The 20968-nt window shown below is 61.9% G+C and carries 18 protein-coding genes and 1 tRNA gene; 18 read left to right on the forward strand and 1 reads right to left on the reverse strand.

Annotation, left to right across the window (positions count from 1 at the left end; genetic code table 11):
* The first annotated feature begins 123 nt into the window (after positions 1-123).
* From ylxM to INF37_RS11495, 18 genes are all read left to right on the forward strand, one after another.
* Entirely contained in the window at positions 124-495 is a 372-nt protein-coding gene (gene ylxM / locus INF37_RS11410; protein WP_101692966.1) for a YlxM family DNA-binding protein, read from the forward strand.
* Between the two features lie 3 nt (positions 496-498).
* The gene (gene ffh, locus INF37_RS11415; protein ID WP_193538405.1) at positions 499-1851 is read left to right on the forward strand and encodes a signal recognition particle protein; all 1353 of its coding nucleotides are present in this window, start codon (positions 499-501) and stop codon (positions 1849-1851) included.
* A gap of 68 nt (positions 1852-1919) precedes the next feature.
* On the forward strand, positions 1920-2159 hold the full coding sequence (gene rpsP, locus INF37_RS11420) for a 30S ribosomal protein S16 (RefSeq protein WP_101692964.1): 240 nt from the start codon (positions 1920-1922) through the stop codon (positions 2157-2159).
* A 17-nt stretch (positions 2160-2176) separates the two neighbouring features.
* On the forward strand, positions 2177-2407 hold the full coding sequence (locus INF37_RS11425; protein ID WP_101692963.1) for a KH domain-containing protein: 231 nt from the start codon (positions 2177-2179) through the stop codon (positions 2405-2407).
* A gap of 61 nt (positions 2408-2468) precedes the next feature.
* Positions 2469-2966 carry a ribosome maturation factor RimM gene (gene rimM / locus INF37_RS11430; protein ID WP_186963616.1) on the forward strand — a complete coding sequence of 166 codons (498 nt, stop codon included), beginning with the start codon at positions 2469-2471 and terminating at the stop codon, positions 2964-2966.
* Positions 2967-3761, forward strand: coding sequence for a tRNA (guanosine(37)-N1)-methyltransferase TrmD (trmD, locus tag INF37_RS11435; protein WP_101692961.1), 795 nt, complete (start codon positions 2967-2969; stop codon positions 3759-3761).
* A 106-nt stretch (positions 3762-3867) separates the two neighbouring features.
* On the forward strand, positions 3868-4704 hold the full coding sequence (locus tag INF37_RS11440; protein WP_193538407.1) for a DegV family protein: 837 nt from the start codon (positions 3868-3870) through the stop codon (positions 4702-4704).
* Positions 4705-4839: 135 nt separating this feature from the next.
* Positions 4840-5373 carry a nitroreductase family protein gene (locus INF37_RS11445; RefSeq protein WP_186963618.1) on the forward strand — a complete coding sequence of 178 codons (534 nt, stop codon included), beginning with the start codon at positions 4840-4842 and terminating at the stop codon, positions 5371-5373.
* Positions 5374-5531: 158 nt separating this feature from the next.
* Positions 5532-6395, forward strand: a complete 864-nt coding sequence (gene rsmA / locus INF37_RS11450) for a 16S rRNA (adenine(1518)-N(6)/adenine(1519)-N(6))-dimethyltransferase RsmA (protein WP_193538409.1) — start codon at positions 5532-5534, stop codon at positions 6393-6395.
* A gap of 145 nt (positions 6396-6540) precedes the next feature.
* A complete protein-coding gene (locus INF37_RS11455) occupies positions 6541-8313 on the forward strand; it encodes a phosphoenolpyruvate carboxykinase (GTP) (protein WP_193538411.1) in 1773 nt (590 codons plus the stop codon).
* A gap of 187 nt (positions 8314-8500) precedes the next feature.
* On the forward strand, positions 8501-8980 hold the full coding sequence (locus INF37_RS11460) for an NADH-quinone oxidoreductase subunit NuoE family protein (protein WP_186963624.1): 480 nt from the start codon (positions 8501-8503) through the stop codon (positions 8978-8980).
* On the forward strand, positions 8977-10851 hold the full coding sequence (locus tag INF37_RS11465) for an NADH-ubiquinone oxidoreductase-F iron-sulfur binding region domain-containing protein (protein ID WP_101692955.1): 1875 nt from the start codon (positions 8977-8979) through the stop codon (positions 10849-10851). The genes INF37_RS11460 and INF37_RS11465 overlap by 4 nt, the downstream gene beginning before the upstream one ends.
* A gap of 17 nt (positions 10852-10868) precedes the next feature.
* The gene (gene fdhF, locus INF37_RS11470) at positions 10869-13583 is read left to right on the forward strand and encodes a formate dehydrogenase subunit alpha (RefSeq protein WP_207730489.1); all 2715 of its coding nucleotides are present in this window, start codon (positions 10869-10871) and stop codon (positions 13581-13583) included.
* Positions 13584-13831: 248 nt separating this feature from the next.
* Positions 13832-14545 (forward strand): formate dehydrogenase accessory sulfurtransferase FdhD, encoded by a 714-nt coding sequence (locus tag INF37_RS11475; protein ID WP_193538412.1) that lies wholly within the window; start codon positions 13832-13834, stop codon positions 14543-14545.
* Positions 14546-14596: 51 nt separating this feature from the next.
* Positions 14597-15337: an SH3 domain-containing protein gene (locus INF37_RS11480; RefSeq protein ID WP_193538414.1), complete on the forward strand. Its 741-nt coding sequence runs from the start codon at positions 14597-14599 to the stop codon at positions 15335-15337.
* Positions 15338-15650: 313 nt separating this feature from the next.
* Positions 15651-15727 (forward strand) — tRNA-Arg (locus tag INF37_RS11485).
* Positions 15728-15891: 164 nt separating this feature from the next.
* Entirely contained in the window at positions 15892-17187 is a 1296-nt protein-coding gene (locus tag INF37_RS11490; RefSeq protein WP_193538416.1) for a M18 family aminopeptidase, read from the forward strand.
* A gap of 36 nt (positions 17188-17223) precedes the next feature.
* On the forward strand, positions 17224-17679 hold the full coding sequence (locus tag INF37_RS11495) for a MarR family winged helix-turn-helix transcriptional regulator (protein ID WP_101692950.1): 456 nt from the start codon (positions 17224-17226) through the stop codon (positions 17677-17679).
* A gap of 70 nt (positions 17680-17749) precedes the next feature.
* Here INF37_RS11495 and INF37_RS11500 read toward each other — a convergent pair whose 3' ends face one another.
* On the reverse strand, positions 17750-20338 hold the full coding sequence (locus INF37_RS11500) for a LamG-like jellyroll fold domain-containing protein (protein WP_193538418.1): 2589 nt from the start codon (positions 20336-20338) through the stop codon (positions 17750-17752).
* Positions 20339-20968: the final 630 nt, after the last annotated feature.

The raw sequence follows: 20968 nt of genomic DNA on the forward strand, positions 1-20968 counted from the left end.
CGGATGTTGGAATTTCCCTTGACAAGAGGGGCAAAATCAGGTATCATCTTTTGTGTTGTAAAGCTCACGAACTTTACAAAGTGCCCAACCTTTACAAACCGGTTCTCAGAAGGAGGTCACGGAATGAAAAACCAGGCGTACCGCATGGCGATGCTGTTCGATTTTTACGGCGACATGCTCACGGACCGCCAGAAGGAATTCTATGACCTCTATTACAATGAAGACCTCTCCTTGGCCGAGATCGCCGAGAACTACGGCATCACCCGCCAGGGCGTCCGGGACGTGATCGTCCGGGCCGAGGCCATTCTGACCGAACTGGAGGACAAGACCGGGATCATCCGGCGCTTCCACAAGATGCAGGAGCAGTTCACCGACATTCAGACCGCCGTGGACCGCATCCGGCAGATCAACGAGGAGCGCCGCTATTACGATAACGGGATTGAGGGCAGCTGCAACGACATCCAGTCCATCCTGGACCAGCTCAGGCAGGAGTAATCTATGGCTTTTGAAGGACTCACCGAAAAACTATCCGCGGCGTTCAAGAAGCTGCGCGGCAAGGGCCGCCTCACCGAGGCCGACGTCAAGGAGGCCATGCGCGAGATCCGGGTTGCCCTGCTGGAGGCCGACGTCAACTTCAAGATCGTCAAGCAGTTCGTCGCCACGGTCACCGAGCGCGCGGTGGGCTCCGACGTACTGGAGAGCCTCACCCCCGCCCAGATGATCGTCAAGATCGTCAACGAGGAACTCACCAACCTGATGGGCAGCGAGGCTGCCAAGCTCAATATCTCCCCCAAGCCCCCCACCGTGGTCATGCTGGTGGGTCTCAACGGCGCGGGTAAGACCACCAACGGCGCCAAGCTGGCCGGCTACATGAAAAAGCAGCACGGCAAGCGTCCCCTTCTGGTGGCCTGCGACACCTTCCGCCCGGCGGCCATCACCCAGTTGGAAGTGGTGGGCGGTCAGCTGGACATCCCCGTCTTCCAGATGGGGCAGATCGATCCCATCGACATCGCCAAGGCGGGCATCGAACACGCCCGCAAGCACGGTAACGACATCGTATTCATCGATACCGCCGGCCGGCTCCACGTGGACGAAGAGCTCATGGAGCAGCTCAAGGACATGAAGGCCGCCATCTCCCCCGACGAGATCCTGCTCATCGTGGACGCCATGATCGGTCAGGACGCCGTCAACGCCGCCAAGACCTTTGACGAGGCGCTGGACATCACCGGCGTCATGCTCACCAAGCTGGACGGCGACGCCCGGGGCGGTGCAGCCCTCTCCATCAAGGCGGTCACCGGAAAGCCCATCAAGTTTGTGGGCGTGGGCGAGAAGCTGGACCAGATCGAGGTCTTCCACCCCGACCGTATGGCCTCCCGCATCCTGGGTATGGGCGATGTCCTCTCCCTGATCGAGAAGGCGCAGCAGAATTTCGACATGCAGAAGGCCGCCGAGCTGGAGCAGAAGCTGCGCAAGAACAAATTTACCCTTGCTGATTTCTATGAGCAATTGGCTCAGATCAAAAATATGGGCTCTCTGGCCGACATTGCCGGCATGCTGCCCGGCGTCAACGCCAAGGCGCTGGAGGGCGCCAATGTGGACGAGCGTGCCCTGGCCCGGACCGAGGCCATCATCCTCTCCATGACCCCCGCCGAGCGGGAAAACCCCTCCCTGCTGAACAACAGCCGGAAAAAGCGCATCGCCGCCGGCTCCGGTACCCAGGTGGTGGACATCAACCGTCTGCTCAAGCAGTTTGAGATGATGCAGCAGGTGACCAAGCAGTTCTCCGGCGGACGCATGAAGCGCAAGGCCGGACTGTTCGGCAAGATGAAAGGGATGAAATTCCCCTTCTGATCCCCGTTTGGTACGCGCACATGCGCTGACCATATAGAGATGTAGAATATGTTGGAGGTGAATCTACCATGGTTAAAATCCGTCTGCGTCGTATGGGCGCCAAGAAGGCTCCCTTCTACCGCATCGTGGTCGCCGACTCCCGCTATCCCCGTGATGGCCGTTTCATCGAGGAGATCGGTACCTACAACCCCCTGACCGCTCCCGCCGAGCTGAAGGTGGACGCCGAGCGCGCTCAGGCTTGGATCAAGACCGGCGCTCAGCCCACTGAGACCGTTAAGGCCCTGCTGAAAAAAGCCGGCGCCCTTTAATGGAGGTCCTTGGCCGCATGAAGGAACTGCTCACTTATATCGCCCGTAATCTGGTGGATCACCCCGACGCGGTGGCGGTCTCCGAGCACGAGGGCGATGGCGAGACCATCCTGGAACTCCGGGTCGCTCCGGAAGACATGGGTAAGGTAATCGGCCGTCAGGGCCGCATCGCCAAAGAAATCCGCACGCTGATGCGTTCGGTGGCCCAGCGTCAGGGCGGCAAGGTCTCGGTTGAGATCGTCGACTAACAAAAACGGCGGGGACTCCCCCGCTGTTTTTTTGTATCCAAACGCAAGGAGGAAAACCACCATGAAAAGCCAGTTTCTCGAAGCCGGACAGATCGTGAACACCCACGGCATCCAGGGCGAGGTGAAGATCGTCCCCTGGTGCGACTCCCCCGAGTTTCTCTGCGGCTTTGATACCTTTTATATTGACGGCGCGCCGGTGAAGGTCCGCGCCGCCCGGGCCCACAAGGGCAATGTCCTGGCCCGGCTGGAGGGCGTGGAGGATGTGAACGCCGCCATGCGCCTGAAAAGTAAGATCGTGGAGATCGACCGCTCCGGGATCGTGCTGCCCGAGGGCCGCCACTTCATCGCCGACCTCATCGGACTCACCGTGATCGACGACGACACCGGGGCCTCCATCGGCGTCATTGACGAGGTCCTCACCCCGCCCGCCCACGAGGTCTATGTGGTCAAGGGCGAAGGCAAGACCTATATGATCCCGGCGGTGGACGCCTTCCTCCGGGGCACCAACGTGGACGAGGGCTGGGTCCGGGTCCACCTGATCGAAGGGATGGAGGGCTAAATGTACCGCATCGATATCCTGACCCTGTTTGATCAGACCGTGGGCGACATGATGAACGAGTCCATCCTGGGCCGGGCCCAGGAGCGGGACCTCATCCGCATCGAGGCCCACCAGATCCGGGACTACACCCTCAACAAGCAAAAGCAAGTGGACAACTACCCCTACGGGGGCGGCCGGGGAGCGGTCATGCAGGCCGATCCTCTCTTCCGCTGCTGGGAGCACGCCAAGGCCCTGGGTGAGGGGCCGGTGCGTACCATCTACCTCTCCCCCTGCGGCAAGACCTTTACCGAGGCTGACGCCCGCCGGCTCAAGGAGGAGTACAACCACCTGATCCTGGTCTGCGGCCACTACGAGGGCATCGACGAGCGCTTCATCGAGGAGTGCGTGGACGAGGAGATCAGCCTGGGCGATTTCGTTCTCACCGGCGGCGAGCTGCCCGCCATGTGCGTGGCCGACGCGGTGGCCCGCTTGGTCCCCGGCGTGCTGGCCGACCCCGAGTGCTTTGAGGATGAGAGCCACTGGAACGGCATGCTGGAGTACCCCCAGTACTCCCGTCCCGAGGAGTGGCACGGCCGCAAGGTTCCGTCCATCCTCCTCTCCGGGCACCATGCCAACATCGCAAAGTGGCGGCGCAAGCAGTCCATCCTCCGCACCCGAGACCGGCGCCCTGATCTCTACGCCAAGCTGGATCTGAGCTCCAAGGCCGACCAGAAGCTGCTCCGGGAGATCGCCGAGGAGGAGCGCCAGCGTCTGGAGACCGCTTCAGACCCGGCGGAGCCCGATTCCCAGGCGTAGCGCGCCAAGTCTCAGCTCCTTTCCCTTTACTTTTTCCGCCCGGCGTGATACAATGGCTCCATACTCCGAAATATAATTTTCAAAATGATATCAAGGAATGGTTCACATGAGTTTTAAAATTATTGTTGACAGCTGCTGCGACCTCACTCCCGCGCTGCTGCACAATTCCGCCTTCTGTAAGGTTCCCCTTACGATTCAGGTCGGGCCCCATACCTTTGTGGATGACGACACCTTCGATCAGGCCAACCTGCTCTGGCGGATGAAGGAGAGCGAGGAGGCCCCCAAGACCTCCTGCCCCTCCCCCGCTGCCTATCTGGAGGCCTTTGACTGCGGGGCGGACGACATCTATGTGGTCACCCTCTCCGCCCTTCTCTCCGGCTCTCACAACAGCGCGGCGCAGGCCCGGCTCATGTTCCTGGAGGATCATCCCGGGGTGCGCATCCACATCTTCAACTCCTGCTCCGCTTCTTCCGGCGAGGTGCTGGTGGCCCTCAAGGTGCTGGAGCTGGCCCAGTCCGGTCTGGACTTCAACGCCGTGGTCCAGCAGACCTCCCGCTTCATCAACGAGATGGGGACTCTGTTCGTGCTGGAGACCCTGGATAACTTGCGGAAAAACGGGCGCCTGACCCGTCTTCAGAGCCTGGTCACCGGGACCCTGAAGATCAAGCTGCTCATGGGCGCCACGCCGGAGGGCGAGATCTGCAAGCGCGGGCAGGCCCTGTCCATGAAGCAGGCCCTCTCCAAGATGGTGGAACTCATGGCCAAGGACCCGGCCCACAGCGGGCGGACCCTCTGCATCACCCACTGCAACTGTCTGGAGCGTGCCTTCCAACTCAAGGAGATGGCGCTGAAGAGCTGCAAATTCGGTGAAATCCTCATCTGCGAGACCGGTGGAATCTCCACGGTCTACGCCAATGACGGCGGCATTGTGGCCGCCTATTGATCGGCCGGTCAGCGGGCTGCTCTGTCGGAACGGGACAGAGCGGCCCGCTCTCTTTTTCTCCCGGGCGGGGACTTGACTTTTCCAAACGCAGACGGTACGATAGTATCACCAACTTTTTCCGGGAGGTTTTTACAGATGGAACTTCAGGACTGTATCCGAACCCGCCGCAGCGTGCGGAAATTTACCGATGAGCCGGTCAGCCATGCCCTGTTGGAGCAGGTCATTTCTCTGGCTGCCTGGGCGCCGTCTTGGAAAAACACGCAGATCAGCCGCTACATCGCCATTGAGGACCCGGCGGCCCTCCAGACGATCTGTGAGAAATATGCCGCTTTCAACGGCCGCATCATCGGCGGATGCAAGACCCTGATCGCCCAGACCTTTGTGAAAAACCGCTCCGGCTTTGAGCGGGACGGCTCCTTCTCCACCGACCGGGAGGGGGGCTGGCAGTACTATGACTGCGGCATCGCCGCCCAGACCCTGTGTCTGGCCGCCCATGACCTGGGCCTCGGCACCGTGATCATGGGTATCTTTGACCGCAAGGGGCTGGAGGAATTCCTCCAGATCCCGGAGGATCAGGAGCTGATGGCCCTGATCGCCATCGGTCATCCCGACGGCGAGGCCGTCGCCCCCAAGCGCAAGGATGTGGAGACCCTCCTCTCCTACCGCTGATCGAAACAAAAACATGCCCGAAGGGCCCGCTGTCTGCTCGCTGGAGCAGGCGGCGGGCCCTGTTCTGTCTTCCCCCCGCCTTGACGGCGCTTTTCCCCTCAGGTATACTGTTCTTACTCATTTTCGCAAGTTTGTAATGAAATTTAAGGTGGTAGCAAATGGATCTCTGTAATCTGAAAGACATCAAGGCCCTGCTGGCACGGCACGGCTTTCACTTCTCCAAATCCATGGGACAGAACTTCCTCATCGAGAGCTGGGTGCCCCAGCAGATCGCCGAGGCCTCCGGTGCGGGCCCGGGGGTGGGCGTGATCGAGGTGGGCCCCGGCATCGGCCCCCTCACCGTCCAGCTGGCCCAGCGCGCCGACAAGGTGGCCGCCGTTGAGCTGGACAAGAGCCTCCTCCCCATCCTGTCGGAGACTCTGGCCGACTTCCCAAATGCGGAGGTCATCCCCGGGGATGTGATGAAGCTGGACCTGCGCGCCCTGGCGGAATCCCATCTGGCGGGACTCACCCCCATGGTGTGCGCCAACCTCCCCTACAACATCACCACACCGGTGATCACCTCCTTCCTGGAGGCAGGGTGCTTCTCCGCCATCACCGTCATGATCCAGCGGGAGGTGGCCCGGCGGATCTGCGCCGCCCCCGGCTCCTCCGACTACGGCGCGTTCTCCGTGTTCTGTCAGTACTACGCTGAGACCGAGCTCCTCTTTGACGTGCCCCCGGAGTGCTTCCTCCCCGCGCCCAAGGTGACCTCCGCCGTGGTGCGTCTGGTACCCCGGAAGGCCCCTCCCCAGACGCTGGTGGACGATAAGACTTTCTTCCGGGTGGTCAAGGCCGCCTTTGCCCAGCGCAGGAAGACCTTACTGAACAGCTTAAGCAGCAGCGGAGGATACTCTAAGGATCTCTTACGCTCTGTTTTGGCAGAATGCGGGCTGGAAGAGACCATCCGAGGCGAACGCCTTGGAATTGATGCCTTCGCGGAGCTGGCTTTCCGCCTGCAAAGCAATTCCAAACAGTCTTAATATAATTCTTAGTATCTATTTTTACTATTTAAGGTGCTCCATCTACCCCTTTTCACTCTCTTTAGTGCGGTAGAGAAAAAGAGCTTGTTTTTTCTCCCCCAATCCTGTAAAATAAAACCAAAGCATTTTCGAGGGGGTATTCTCTATGGCACCTACGAAGAATCGTGCGGTCCTGGACTGGATCGCTGATATGGCCGCAATGACCCAGCCCGATCAGATGGTCTGGATCGACGGCAGTCAGGAACAGATCGACGCGCTCCGGGCCCAGGCCTGCGCCACGGGCGAGCTGGAAAAGCTGAACGAGGAGCTTTTGCCCGACTGCTACCTGCACCGCACCGCAGTTAACGATGTGGCCCGCGTGGAGGACCGCACCTTTATCTGTTCCCGCCGGGAAGAGGACGCGGGCCCCACCAACCACTGGATGGCGCCCGATGAGATGTATGCCAAGCTCCGCCGCCTCTATACCGGCGCCATGAAGGGGCGCACCATGTACATCATCCCCTACTCCATGGGCGTGGTGGGCTCTCCCTTTGCCCAGTACGGCATCGAGCTGACCGACTCCATCTATGTGGTGCTCAATATGTGCATCATGACCCGGGTGGGCAACGCCGTTCTGGAGGCGCTGGGCGACTCCCCCGACTATGTCAAGGGACTCCACGCTAAGGCGGACCTGGACCCGGAAAACCGCTACATCGTCCACTTCCCCGAGGACAACACCATCATGTCGGTCAACTCCGGCTACGGCGGGAACGTGCTCCTGGGCAAGAAGTGCTTCGCCCTGCGCATCGCCTCCTACCTGGGCCGGAAGCAGGGCTGGATGGCCGAGCACATGCTCATCCTGGGCGTGCAGAATCCGGCGGGCGAGGTCCGCTACCTGGCCGCCGCCTTCCCCTCCGCCTGCGGCAAGACCAACCTGGCCATGCTCATCCCGCCCGAGCACTACCGGAAGGCGGGCTGGAAGGTCTGGTGTGTGGGCGACGACATCGCCTGGATCCGCGTGGGCGAGGACGGCCGCCTGTGGGCCATGAACCCGGAGAACGGCTTCTTCGGCGTGGCGCCCGGCACCAACGAGAAGTCCAACCCCAACGCCCTGCACACCACCCAGCGGGGCACCATCTTCACCAACGTGGTACATAACCTGGACAACAACACCGTGTGGTGGGAGGGCCTGGACAAGAACCCGCCCGAGCACGCGGTGGACTGGAAGGGAAATCCCTGGAACGGCAAGACCTCCTCGGAGAAGGGCGCCCACCCCAACAGCCGCTTCACCGCGCCCGCCCGGAACTGCCCCTGCATCTCCCCTGAGTTTGAGAATCCCCACGGCGTGCCCCTCTCCGCCATCGTCTTTGGCGGACGCAGAGCCCGGACCGCTCCCCTGGTCTACCAGGCCCGGGATTGGGAGCACGGCGTGTTTGTGGGCTCCATCATGGCCTCTGAGACGACGGCGGCCGCCGCCGGTGCCGTGGGCGTGGTCCGCCGGGACCCCATGGCCATGCTCCCCTTCTGCGGCTATCACATGGGGGACTACTGGCAGCACTGGCTGGATATGGAGCAGTGCACCGACGCCGCCAAGCTCCCCAAGATCTTCAATGTCAACTGGTTCCGCACCGATGACGAGGGTCATTTCCTCTGGCCCGGCTTCGGCGACAACCTGCGGGTGCTGGAGTGGATCATGAAGCGCTGCTTCGATGAGGTGGACGCCGACGAGACCCCCCTGGGCTATGAGCCCCGGCCCGAGGACATCGATCTGGAGGACTCGGGCGTCGATCTGGAGACCCTGCGGGGCCTGCTCTCGGTGGACCGGGACCTGTGGCTGGAGGACGTGGCGGCCATCCGCTCCTTCTACGCCAAATTCGGCGATAAGCTCCCCCCGGTACTCGCCCAGGAACTGGATGCCCTGGAAGCGCGGCTGAAATAATCGACCTGGCCCGCCATATGGATCATATGGCGGGCCTTTTGTTAAACCATTTATTTTAAACTAATGAGGTTAAATTTTAGTTGTCAATTCCGTCAAAATGTTGTATGGTATAAGGGTAGAGAAATCTGACTTCCCGGCGTTCCATGGTCCAACCAGCGGGGCCGCCCGGAAGCAAGGAGGAGCGTCTATGTTAGAGCAGTCCTATTTTGCCAAGGCCGACGAGCTCATTGCCCGCTACGGCAGGCAGCCAAGCGCGATCATTCCGGTCTTGGAGGACATTCAGGAAGCCTATCGCTATATTCCCCGTGAGCTTCTGACCTATGTGGCCGACGCGCTGGGGATCAAAGAATCCAAGGCATACAGTATCGCCACGTTCTACAAGAACTTTTCCTTTGAGCCCAAGGGAAAGTACGTCATCAAGGTCTGTGATGGGACCGCCTGCCACGTCCGGCACTCCGCGCCCATTCTGGCCGCTATGCAGAAGGAACTGGGCCTGAGCGCCCAGAAGCACACCACAGACGACATGCTCTTTACGGTGGAGACGGTCTCCTGCCTGGGCGCCTGCGGCCTGGCTCCCACGCTGACCGTCAACGACGAAGTACATCCCAAAATGACGCCCGAAAAAGCGGTGGCCCTGCTGCAGGAACTGAGAGGTGAAGCCCAATGAGGATGGAAGATCGCAATTCCCTTCTGGAGCGCCGGGAGACGGCCCAGCAGGCCCTGAGCGCCTATCGCTGCCGCATCCTGGTCTGTGCCGGCACCGGCTGTATTGCCTCCGGCTCCCAGGTCATCGCCGAGACCATGCGGAAGCTCTGTCAGGATCTGCCCAATGTGGAGGTGGAGTGCTGCGGACACGTGCCCCACATCGGCATCGCCAACACCGGCTGTCAGGGCATCTGTGAGCTGGGTCCCCTGGTGCGGATCGAGCCCTATCACTATCAGTACGTCAAGGTGAAGCCCGAGGACTGCGCCGAGATCGTGGAAAAGACCGTCTGCCGGGGCGAGCCGGTGGAGCGCCTCTTCTACGAGAGCCAGAACGGCAAGACCTGCCCCAAGCCCGAGGACATCCCCTTCATGGCAGGACAGACCCGGGTGGTGCTGGAGCACTGCGGCAACATCGACGCCGTCTCCCTGGACGAGTACATCGCCGTGGGCGGATACGACGCCCTGAGCAAGGCCCTCTTCGATATGACCCCCGATCAGGTTATCCAGGAGGTGGACCGCTCCGGCCTGCGGGGCCGCGGCGGCGGCGGCTTCCCCACCGGTACCAAGTGGAAGCAGGTGGCCGCCCACACGGAGGCCCCTGTCAAATACGTGGTCTGCAACGGCGACGAGGGCGATCCGGGCGCCTTCATGGACGGCTCGGTCATGGAGGGCGATCCCTATAAGCTCATTGAGGGCCTGACCATCGCGGGCTATGCGGTGGGGGCCACAGAGGGCTATATCTACGTCCGGGCCGAGTACCCCAACTCGGTCTCCCGCCTGCACTATGCCATTGCCCAGGCGGAGGAGGCCGGTCTGCTGGGCGAAAATATCCTGGGCAGCGGCGTCACCTTCCACCTCCATGTGAACCGGGGCGCCGGGGCCTTTGTCTGCGGCGAAGGCAGCGCTCTGACCGCCTCCATCGAGGGCAACCGGGGCATGCCCCGGACCAAGCCGCCCCGCACCGTGGACCACGGCCTCTGGGAGCAGCCCACCGTGCTCAACAACGTGGAGACCTACGCAAATGTCCCCAACATCGTCCTCCGGGGGGCTGACTGGTTCCGCACCATCGGCTCGGACAACAGCCCCGGCACCAAGACCTTCTCCATCACCGGCTCCATCGCCAACACCGGCCTGATCGAAGTGCCCATGGGCACCACCCTCCGGGAGATCATCTATGACATCGGCGGCGGCATCAAGGGCGGCGGCGATTTCAAGGCGGTCCAGATCGGCGGTCCCTCGGGCGGCTGCCTCACCCGGGAGCACCTGGACGTGGGCCTGGACTTCGACACGGTGAAAAAATACGACGCCATCGTGGGCTCCGGCGGCCTGGTGGTCATGGACGAGCACACCTGCATGGTGGAAGTGGCCCGCTTCTTCATGAGCTTCACCCAGCGGGAGAGCTGCGGAAAATGCTCCCCCTGCCGCATCGGCACCAAGCGGATGCTGGAGATTCTGGAGCGCATCGTAGCCGGAAAGGGTACGCTGGAGGACCTGGACAAGCTGGAGGAGATCGCCGAGTTCGTCCGCAAGAATTCCCTCTGCGGCCTGGGCAAGAGCGCGCCCCTGCCCGTCATCAGTACCCTCAAGCGCTTCCGCAAAGAGTATGAAGAGCATATCGTGGACCACAAGTGTGCCGCCCACGTCTGCGAGGCCCTCAAGCAATACAAGGTAGACCCGGACAAGTGCATCGGCTGCACCAAGTGCGCCCGCAACTGTCCGGTGGAGGCCATTTCCGGTACGGTCAAACAGCCCCACGCCATCGACCCGGACAAGTGCATCAAATGCGGCACCTGTCTGTCCGGCTGTCCGGTGGGTGCGATCTACGTGGATTAAGGGAGGAAATCACTGCTATGAGTTTGCTGCACGTTACCATCGACGGCATCCCCGTCGAGGTAGAAAAGGGCACGACCATCCTGGAGGCGGCCGAGCGGGTTGGGGTCAAGATCCCCACCCTCTGCCACATCAAGGGTCTCATGCCCGACGGCTCCTGCCGGATCTGTACGGTGGAGATCCAGAACCGGGGCCGGTCCAAAATGGACACCGCCTGTTCCGCCCACTGCTCCGAGGGGGATGCCATCCTGACCCGGAGCGAGGCCGTGGTGAAAGCCCGGCGGGGCATTCTGGACATGCTCCTCTCCAACCACCCCACCAACTGTTTCTCCTGCCCCTCCAACGGCGAGTGCAAGCTCCAGGACCTGTGCTATGAGTACGGGGTGAAGGAGACCTCCTGCCCCGGCGAGATGAGCAACCGTCCTGTGGACGACTCCAACCCCTTCTTTACCTACGACCCCAACCTGTGCATCCTGTGCCACCGGTGCGTCAACACCTGCCACAAGATCGTGGGCTGCGGCGCCATCGACACCATGGAGCGCGGCTTTGAGTCGGTCATCAGCCCGGCCTTCGGCATGCCCTGGCGGGAGAGCAACTGTGAGTCCTGCGGCAACTGTGTGGCCGCCTGTCCCACCGGCGCCCTCACCTCCAAGCGCAAGCAGAACTACCGTCCCTGGCAGGTGGAGAAGAAAGTCCTCACCACCTGTCCCCACTGCGCGGTGGGCTGTCAGTACTATCTGATGGTCAAGGACAACAAGGTCGTGGGCGTAGAGGCCGCGGACGGCCCCTCCAACCACAACACCCTCTGCGTCAAGGGCCGCTACGGCTCCTATGACTTCATCCACTCCAACGGACGTCTGACCGATCCCCTCATCAAGGATCGCTCCACCGGAGAATTCCGCAAAGCCTCCTGGGAGGAGGCGCTGGACCTGGTGGCCTCCAAGTTCCAGGCCATCAAGCGGGAGTACGGCAACGGCGCGCTGGCCGGCTTTGCCTGTTCCCGCTCCACCAACGAAGACATCTACATGCTTCAGAAGATGGTGCGCACTTGTTTCGGTAATCACAATACCGACAACTGCGCACGTGTGTGACACGCCCCCACAGTTGCCGGTCTGGCAACCACTTTGGGGTCCGGCGCGATGACCAACACCATCGCCGATGTGACCCGTGAGTCCGACGTGATCCTGCTCGTCGGCTCCAATCCCGAGGAGGCTCACCCCGTCTTCGGTATGCAGATCCGCCAGGCGCTTCAGCGCGGCGCCAAGCTGATCGTCGTCGATCCCCGCAACATCGGCCTGTCCAAGCAGGCCGCCGTCCATCTGAAACTCAAGCCCGGCACCAACGTGGCCTTCGCCAATGGAATGATGCACGTCATTCTGGAGGAGGGCCTGGAGGACCGGTCCTTCATCGAGTCGCGCACCGAGGGCTTCGAGGCCCTGCGGGATCTGGTCAAGGACTACACCCCCGAGCGGGTGGCCGAGATCTGCCACATCGATCCCGAGGATCTGCGCACCGCCGCCCGGCTCTACGCCAAGGCTGACCGTGCCCCCATCCTCTACTGCCTGGGCGTGACCGAGCACTCCAGCGGCACCGAGGGCGTAATGTCCCTGTCCAACCTGGCCATGCTGGTGGGCAAGCTGGGCCGTCCCGGCTGCGGCGTCAATCCCATCCGCGGACAGAACAACGTCCAGGGCGCCTGCGACATGGGCGCCTCCCCCACCGATTTCCCCGGCTATCAGAAGGTGACCAACCCCGAGGTGCGCTCCAAGTTCGAGCAGGCCTGGGGGGTCTCCCTCCCCGCCGAGCCGGGCATGTTCGCCACCGACTGCTTCCCCGCCATGCTGGAGGGGACCATCCGTGGCCTGTTCATCTTCGGTGAGGACCCCATGCGCACCGATCCCGACACCAACCACGTCCGCCGCGCCCTGAGCGCGCTGGACTTCCTGGTGGTGGATGAGCTCTTCCTCACCGAGACCGCCAAGCTGGCCGACGTGGTCCTGCCCGGCATCAGCTACGCCGAGAAGGAGGGCACCTTCACCAACACCGAGCGGCGGGTCCAGCGGGTCCGCAAGGCGGTCCCCAGCCCGGGGAATGCCAAGCCCGACACCTGGATCTTCACCGAGCTCATGAACCGGATGGGATATCCCCAGCCCCACCTCACCCCCGCTCAGATCATGGAGGAGATTTCCTCCCTCACGCCCAGCTACGGCGGCATCAGCCACGCCCGGCTGGACAGCGAGGAGCTCCACGGCCAGGGTCTCCAGTGGCCCTGCCCCTCGCCGGAGCATCCCGGCACCCCCATCCTCCACGTGGGACAGTTCAGCCGCGGACGGGGCCTCTTCGCCCCCTACGCCTACGTCCCCTCCATGGAGCTGCCCGATGAGAGCTATCCCTTCCTCCTGATGACGGGACGCATCCTCTACCACTACAACGCCTGTGCCATGACGGACAAGACGCCCGAGATCGTGGAGATCGCCGGCGGCTCCTTCCTGGAGCTCAACGACCAGGACGCCGCGCGCCTGGGCATCGCCGACGGCGACACCATCCGGGTCTCCTCCCGCCGGGGTACCATCGAGACCACGGCCCGGGTCAGCGGCAAGACCTCCCCCGGCGAGTGCTGGATGCCCTTCCACTACCTGGAGGGGAACTGCAACTGGCTGACCAACGCGGCGCTGGACCGTATCGCGCGGGCCCCCGAGTACAAGGTCTGCGCCATCCAGATCACAAAGGCATAACCACCAACCCACCCTGGGGATACAGGCCACCGCATGCACTCGCTGACGCTCGTACACTTGTGGCCTGAGCAGAGTGTTTTCCGACGTACACGCCGCCGGAAAACACGATTTGACTCTCTTCCGCCGTCTGCGGACGGCGGAACTCTGCGAGGCTCTTGCAGCACTGATCGCAGCAGTACACCTTTTGACCGTCTGTGGGTGGCCACGGGAGTTCCCATGGCCGCCCCTTTTTTCTACGAGGATTTTGTATGACTGACGCTCTCTCTGTTTTGTGCGACGTGGTCCACGTCTCCCGTTCCACCGACACCCCCGGGCAGGACGAGGTGGTGGTCGAGCATCCCCTCCGGGTGGAGATCGACGGGACCGACTCCCTCCTGCTCTCCTGTTCCCCCGCCCACCTGGAGGAGCTGGTGACCGGGAACCTCTTCTGCCGGGGATATCTGTCGTCGGCCGGGGAGCTGCATACCCTCTCCTTCTCCCCTGACCGGCACACCGCCTATGTGACGCGTACCCCCGCGACCGCGCCCTCAGCCCCGGACCGTCCGGAGGACATCCGCCTGCCCGCCTCGGCGGCCTACGCCATCATGGGACGGAACCTGAGTGCCTCCGCCCTCTTCCAGCGCACCGGCGGGGTACACTGCGTGTCCCTCTCCCTCCCGGACGGTTCTCTCATCTCCCGGGAGGATCTGGCCCGCCACAACGCCGTGGACAAGATCATCGGGCACGCCCTGCTCCACCATATCCCCCTGTGCCGCTGTGTTCTGGCGGTCAGCGGGCGCCTCTCCGCCGATATGATGGAAAAGGCCGCCCGGGCCGCCATCCCCATCGTGCTCTCCAAGGGGGCCCCCACCGACCGGGCCATCCAGCTGGCCCGCGCCCATGGGATCACTCTGGCGGGCTTTATCCGCGGGGAGCGGATGAACCTCTACGCCTGCCCGGAGCGCATCGATCCCGCCCGTTAGCACCGCTTTCTCCCCCGATTCATAGGATGGGCTAAAAGGAGGTCTGTTCCTATGCCCATCATTTATCTCTCCCCCTCCACCCAGGAGAACAACCTGTATGTCACCGGGGGCACCGAAGAGGAGTGGATGAACCGTCTGGCCGACGCCATGGTGCCCTATCTCTCGGCCAGCGGCATCCGCTATGTCCGCAATACGCCGGATATGACCGCCCTCTCCTCCATCCGCGCCTCCAACGCCGGGACCTATGACCTGCACCTGGCCCTCCATTCCAACGCGGCGCCGGAGGGGCGCTATGGACAGGTCCGGGGCGTGCTGGTCTTTTACTTCCCCGGCAGCATCCAGGGCCAGGAGGTCGCCAATCTGATTGCCGATAACCTGAAGACGGTCTACCCCCTCCCCAACAAGGTCCGGGCGGAGCCCACCACCTCCATTGGCGAAGTGCGGCGGGTCCGGGCCCCCTCCGTATTCCTGGAGCTGGGGTATCACGACAACCCCGACGACGCGGCTTGGGTCAAGGGCAATCTGGACGCCATCGCCCGCAGCATCGTGCTGGCTCTGACCGAGTACTTCTCCCTCCCCTTCCTGGAGCCACAGCCCCCCAGGCCGGCGGTGGTGGATGTGAACTGGGGCTATCTCAACATCCGGGACCGCCCGGACACCGCCTCCTCCGTCCTGGCCAAGGCCTACGACGGCGCGCCCCTCACCGTCCTGGGGCAGTGGCAGGACTGGTATTCCGTCCGGTTTGACGGGATGGTGGGATGGGCCAGTTCCGATTTCATTACATTGGTCTGATCGGCGTTCACAGAAAGTTCATATACCGTTTGCAAACTGTCCATCCATTTCCCGCGCAAAGCTGGTAAGATATCCTCGTCAGGAAGCAAATGACACAGAAAAAACTCCTCCTCTCTCTTCCCTCTCTTTTCTATTCACACTGTCCTGCGGCGGGGAGCAGCGGTTCCCCGCCGCAGGGGCAGACCATCTCAGCGGGCACGTCGCAGTACGTGCTTTTTCTTTTTTTATTTTTTTGCAAAAAAAGGCTTGCATTTTTCCAAATGATGTGCTAATATAATTGAGCTGTCAGCGATAAGTAATCGCGAAACGGTATGCGGCTGTAGCTCAGCTGGATAGAGTGTTTGGCTACGAACCAAAAGGTCGGGGGTTCGAATCCCTTCAGCCGTACCAAAAGAGAGATGTGACGTGAGTCATGTCTCTCTTTTGTTTTATCCTCCGTTCCCTGCCCACACGTTGCTCTTTCCAAGTATCCCCTGTATAATAGAACAAGCGGCCCTCTCCAGGGCCGCTCCCAAGCGGATATCACCTTCTCTGTTAGAAAGGATCTGGAACTGATGGATCATATCTCCTCTGTATTTTCCTTTTTGGATGCAGGCGTCAGCCCCTGGCACGCGGCGGCGGAATCCGTCCGCCGCCTGGAGGAGGCGGGTTTTCTCCGGCTGGAGGAATCCGCTCCCTGGGCCCTCGCGCCGGGCGGCTCCTACTATGTCACCCGAAACGGCTCGGCCGTGCTGGCCTTCCGGCTCCCTGTCCAGCCCATCCGCGGCTGGCGCCTTGCCCTCTCCCACAGCGACGCCCCCACCTGGCGGGTCAAGAACACCTGTGTGGAGCAGGCCGGGTACACCAAGCTGGAGACCGAGGGCTACGGCGGTATGCTGATGGGCACCTGGCTGGACCGTCCCCTCACCCTGGCCGGACGGGTGGTGGTCCGCACAGCGGAGGGTCTGGCCAGCCGCCTGGTCTATCTGGACCGGGATCTTCTCACCATCCCCAGCGTCGCCATCCACTTTGATCGGGGCGTCAACGACGGGCGCAAATGGGACCCCCAGGTGGATCTCCAGCCCCTCTACGGCGAGGCCGGCTGTCCGGCCCTGCTGGAGCTGATTGCCCAAGAGGCCGGCGTCGCGCCCGCCGACATCCTGACCTGGGATCTCTGCCTGGCCGTGCGGCAGAAGGCCACCCGGATCGGACCGGACGGGGCCTTTTTCATGAGTCCCCGGATCGATGATCTGGAGTGCGCCGCCACCACCCTTCTGGGTTTCCTGGAGAGTGAGCCCCAGCCCGCTGTTGCCGGTGTGTGGGGCATGCTGGACAACGAGGAGGTGGGCTCCTCCAGCCGCCAGGGCGCGGAGGGGACCTTCCTGTCCGACACCCTTCACCGCATCCTGCACTGTCTGGGACAGGATGCCCAGGACGCCTGGCAGATCGCCGCCAACTCCCTCATCCTCTCGGCGGACAACGGACACGCCATCCACCCCAATCATCCGGAAAAGTCCGATCCCCAGAATGCGCCCCGCATGAACGGCGGCGTGGTCATCAAGGTCAACGCCTCCCAGAAATATACCACGGATGCCGTCAGCGCCGCCCTCTTTGAGCAGATCTGCCGGGAGGCTCAGATCCCCGTCCAGCGCTTTGCCAACCGGGCCGATATGCCCGGCGGCTCCACCCTGGGCAATCTCCAGGGCCACAGCATCTCCTCCCCCATGCTGGACATCGGCCTGGCCCAGCTGGCCATGCACTCCGCCGTGGAGACGGCCGGCACCAAGGATATCGCCCACATGACCGCCGCGGTCCGCGCCTTCTACCAGCGTCCCTTCACCTGCTGTGGGGACGGCCTCTACTCCCTCTGAGCAGGCCGTGACGCTCCATCCATACGAGGCAAATCCATGAAACACGAGTCTATTACCATCCTGCGGTATATCTCCATCTTGCAGCGCAATACCAACCGGTATTTTGATCTCACCCTGGAGCCCGATCAGATCGGCAGCGGGCAGCAGTTTTTTCTCCTGCGCATCGCGGAGCACGAGGGCATTACCATGTATGACCTGGCCAAGCTGGGGCATTTCGACAAGGGCACGGTCACCAAGGCCGTGCAGAAGCTCAGTGAGCAGGGCTATGTCTATCTGGAGCCCGACCCCCACGACCGGCGGGTACGCCATCTGTATGTCACAGAGCAGGCCCGTCCCCTGATCGAACGGGTCTACCGCCTGCGGGACCACTGGACCGACTCTCTGACCCGGGAACTTCCCCCTGAGACCCAGGAGCAGCTGCTCCACACCCTGCAAATCCTGGCCGAGCGCTCCTGCCAGACCTTGGAGGAGATGCAGTCCTCCGCCCCATAAACGAATTCCCCCTGCCGCTTGACTGCGGCAGGGGGAATCTTTTATGCGTTCTCTTGGAGATAAGCAGGCCTTACACCACGTCCAGGTAGGCCTTGGCCAGCTCCACCAGGTCCTGCAGGTTGACTGCGCCGTCCTGGTTGACGTCCGCCTTCTGGGCCTCGGTCCAGTTGGCATCGCCCTCCTTGGCCTGGTAGTAATCCTGAGCCGCCGCGATGTCGTTGAGATCCAGATCGCCGTCGCCGTCCACATCGAACAGGTCGCTCACCGCCGTGTGTACCGCGGACGCAGCCTCATCCACCTGAGCCTGAACGCCGTCGTTGACCAGAACATTGCGCAGGGTGACCTGCACCTCCCCGCTCTGCTCCGTGGTGCGGACATACAGCTCCAGCATCTCCTTCAGCTCCGCCATGGCCTCCGCATCGGACAGGCCGTAGCTGAGAACCACGTCATACCGGACGCCATCCTCCAGAGCGGTCTTCTTCTGGCCCAGCAGCTGGAAGCCCTCGGCGGCCTCCAGGGCCTGGGTGTCGGTGAACATGCCCTGTCCCTGGATGTCAAAGGTCAGATGCACGGTCTTGAGCCCGGTCACATCGCCGTTGAGTGCGAAGGTGTAGGGCACGCGGGCGTTCTGGCCCGCCTTCTCCGGGCCGCTGACCGAGACGGTCACAGCGGTCTCCTCGGGCTCTTCCACGGGGGTCACGGCGGCCTCATAGGCCTTCTGCACGTCTTCCGCCGTCATCGTGCCGGTGTACACCCGGGCCAGCGCGATCTCACAGTTTGCCTGGTACTCCAGCTCGCCGCCGGAGGTGGTGTCGCCGCCCAGGAAGAGGTAGTGAGGGGGCTCCTTCATGCTGCCGGAGGCGGGAACAGAGTCCTTCAGCTCGCCGTTGAGATAGATCTTGACGTTCTCTCCGTCATAGGTACCCACGATGTGGTTCCATTCATTGGCCGCCACATCCACCTCGGGGGTCTTGTAGCTGCCGCCGATATGGGACCAGAACTGAAGGGTGTTGGTGCCGCCCTTCTGCTCGAAGCAGAAGCCGGAGACCTGCGTATTGCCCATGGGGTTGTTGTTCTTGTTGTCCAGAGGCTTATAGAAGAGCTCCACCGTGTAGTTCTTGGTGAGCTTGGCGTAGTCCTCGCTGGTCATGGAGTAGCGCAGGCCGTCGTTCTGGCCGTCGAACACAGCCACGGTGCGGTTGAGCTCCTCATCCACGCGGTAGGAGGGCTCGCCAAACACGGTCTGGGTGTGGCCGGCGGCATCGGCGCCATTGTCCTTTTCTGCAAAGTCCACGTCAAAGATGGCCTCGGCGGGATAGGTGGGCACATAACCGGCGCCGGTGGTCACATCCTCCTCGGCCACGATGGGATTGCTGATGGCATCAAAGGAGGTCACCGCCTCCACCTGGATAGAATAGGTGGTGTTGCCATTCAGATCGGTGATCTTCACGGACATCTCGCTCTGGCGGTCCTCTTTATAGTAGTCGGAAAACACCTTGCGGACCACCTTGCTCTGATCGGCGGTGTTGGTCAGCGTGATCCAGTACTCATGGATCATGTCTGCATTGTCCCCGGTCGCCTCCGCGGCAGTGGGGAAATGCACCACCATGGAGTCGCCGGTCACATCGCTGACGGTCACCACAGACCCCTCCGCAAAGGAGGGCGCCGCGGAAGACGTGCGCTCCTCGGTGTAGGGACGCTCGCCATCGTTTCCGCCGTCAAAGACCCAGGGCTCGGACTCGTACATATACGTCCCTTCGGTCAGGTCCATCCGGTAGATCTCCACCGTGCCGTCTTCCATCACATCCACCCGCAGGGCCTGCGAGGAGTAATCCGCATCGTAGGGATAGGTAGAGGCCTGTCCGGTGACCGGGTCCACCTTGCCGCTCTCATTTTCAAAATAGGCGCCGATGGTGCTGTCCTGAATGGCGGTATAGCCGTCATCCTGATAGATGGAGCGGGCGTCCTCCAGCGTGGAGTGGGAGTGACCGGAGATGTGGATCACCTGGGGATACTGCTCAAAGAGCTGGGTCAGGTCCCGGTCCGTGCCCTCCCCGTAGTTGCCGTACCACTCGTTGGTCACATATGCGGTATCGCGGATGCCGTGGTGGCCCATGACGATGACCGGCTCATCGGGATCGGCCTGCTCCAGCGCCGCCTTGACCATGTCATAGTCTCCGGTGTAATTGCTTCCGCCCACCGGCGTCATCTTGATGACGGTGATCCCGCCCAGGTCCAGCACTTCGCTGGACTCCTGCCCGGTCTTGGACTCAAAGCGGTCAATGCCCCCGCCCATGTCGTGGTTGCCCATGGAGAGAACGACTTTTCCGGCCGCGCCCAGGTCGCTCTCATTGATGATGCTCATGAGCCGGTCATACTGCGCCTCCGAGCCGCTGTCGGTCAGGTCGCCCACAAAGAGCACTCCGTCGGCCTGGGGGTCTACCTGATAAAACACATCCAGTGCATTGGCGACCTTCTCATCCGCGCCGCCCCGGCCGATGTGCGTATCGCTGCCCACAAAAAAGCGCGCGGCGACGCCCTCTCTTCCGGCCTCCTGCCAGCCGTCCACCGCGGGGGCCTCCCAGGCCATCGCCGCAGGCATCGTGCCGATCAGCAAAGTCGCAGCCAGCATACCAGAAAAATTGCGTTTCCAGTGCATGTCTCTATCCATCCCTTTTTATAGATTACCGCTCCAACCGGGAGATCTCGCCCGTGGCTCGGTCCATCTACTATTCTAAAAACTCCGTGTAAACTGTACAACGCATCTTATGCAAAACACCTGTAAAATCAGCGCCGTGGCGCATATCCCGCCGCAGAATTGCATTCCCCCGCATTTTATGCCGTTTGTCCAGCTTTTCCGCTTGGTTTTCTTCTATTTTTCAGAATGGAAATTTCGATCGCACTGTAAATAAAAGGCATGGTTTGAAAACAGAGCTAGAACTGGGTGCAGCTTCTGATTCACTCCGCTTTACATGGGACTTTCCGCCCGGAACAAATCACCAAAATACAGCAAGGGACACCGGTCAGCAGACCGATGCCCCTTATAAACGTTTTGGCTAAACGAACATTTTAAAATTCCCAGGTACAAAAAGAAACACCAGCCGATTGGCTGGTGTTTCTTTGTCTTGTCCGTTAACTATAGATGCCGGACAAGACCGGGGCCCCGCACAGCGGGGCGGCGCTTTTGCGCCGTACAAGCGTTTTGCCGCAGGCAAAACCTTGGCGCAGGGGCAATTCACTTGCCCCGAGCATTTCAAATTCCCCAGGTATCCAAAAAAAGAAGCACCTG

The sequence above is a fragment of the Pseudoflavonifractor gallinarum genome (genome assembly GCF_014982855.1).
In the GTDB taxonomy this organism is placed as follows: domain Bacteria; phylum Bacillota; class Clostridia; order Oscillospirales; family Oscillospiraceae; genus Pseudoflavonifractor_A; species Pseudoflavonifractor_A gallinarum.

What these genes read in the sequence shown, in the direction of transcription:
- ylxM (WP_101692966.1), top strand. Translation starts at nt 124, where the DNA reads ATGAAAAACCAGGCGTACCGCATGGCGATGCTGTTCGATTTTTACGGC.
- ffh (WP_193538405.1), top strand. Translation starts at nt 499, where the DNA reads ATGGCTTTTGAAGGACTCACCGAAAAACTATCCGCGGCGTTCAAGAAG.
- rpsP (WP_101692964.1), top strand. Translation starts at nt 1,920, where the DNA reads ATGGTTAAAATCCGTCTGCGTCGTATGGGCGCCAAGAAGGCTCCCTTC.
- INF37_RS11425 (WP_101692963.1), top strand. Translation starts at nt 2,177, where the DNA reads ATGAAGGAACTGCTCACTTATATCGCCCGTAATCTGGTGGATCACCCC.
- rimM (WP_186963616.1), top strand. Translation starts at nt 2,469, where the DNA reads ATGAAAAGCCAGTTTCTCGAAGCCGGACAGATCGTGAACACCCACGGC.
- trmD (WP_101692961.1), top strand. Translation starts at nt 2,967, where the DNA reads ATGTACCGCATCGATATCCTGACCCTGTTTGATCAGACCGTGGGCGAC.
- INF37_RS11440 (WP_193538407.1), top strand. Translation starts at nt 3,868, where the DNA reads ATGAGTTTTAAAATTATTGTTGACAGCTGCTGCGACCTCACTCCCGCG.
- INF37_RS11445 (WP_186963618.1), top strand. Translation starts at nt 4,840, where the DNA reads ATGGAACTTCAGGACTGTATCCGAACCCGCCGCAGCGTGCGGAAATTT.
- rsmA (WP_193538409.1), top strand. Translation starts at nt 5,532, where the DNA reads ATGGATCTCTGTAATCTGAAAGACATCAAGGCCCTGCTGGCACGGCAC.
- INF37_RS11455 (WP_193538411.1), top strand. Translation starts at nt 6,541, where the DNA reads ATGGCACCTACGAAGAATCGTGCGGTCCTGGACTGGATCGCTGATATG.
- INF37_RS11460 (WP_186963624.1), top strand. Translation starts at nt 8,501, where the DNA reads ATGTTAGAGCAGTCCTATTTTGCCAAGGCCGACGAGCTCATTGCCCGC.
- INF37_RS11465 (WP_101692955.1), top strand. Translation starts at nt 8,977, where the DNA reads ATGAGGATGGAAGATCGCAATTCCCTTCTGGAGCGCCGGGAGACGGCC.
- INF37_RS11475 (WP_193538412.1), top strand. Translation starts at nt 13,832, where the DNA reads ATGACTGACGCTCTCTCTGTTTTGTGCGACGTGGTCCACGTCTCCCGT.
- INF37_RS11480 (WP_193538414.1), top strand. Translation starts at nt 14,597, where the DNA reads ATGCCCATCATTTATCTCTCCCCCTCCACCCAGGAGAACAACCTGTAT.
- INF37_RS11490 (WP_193538416.1), top strand. Translation starts at nt 15,892, where the DNA reads ATGGATCATATCTCCTCTGTATTTTCCTTTTTGGATGCAGGCGTCAGC.
- INF37_RS11495 (WP_101692950.1), top strand. Translation starts at nt 17,224, where the DNA reads ATGAAACACGAGTCTATTACCATCCTGCGGTATATCTCCATCTTGCAG.
- INF37_RS11500 (WP_193538418.1), bottom strand. Translation starts at nt 20,338, where the DNA reads ATGCACTGGAAACGCAATTTTTCTGGTATGCTGGCTGCGACTTTGCTG.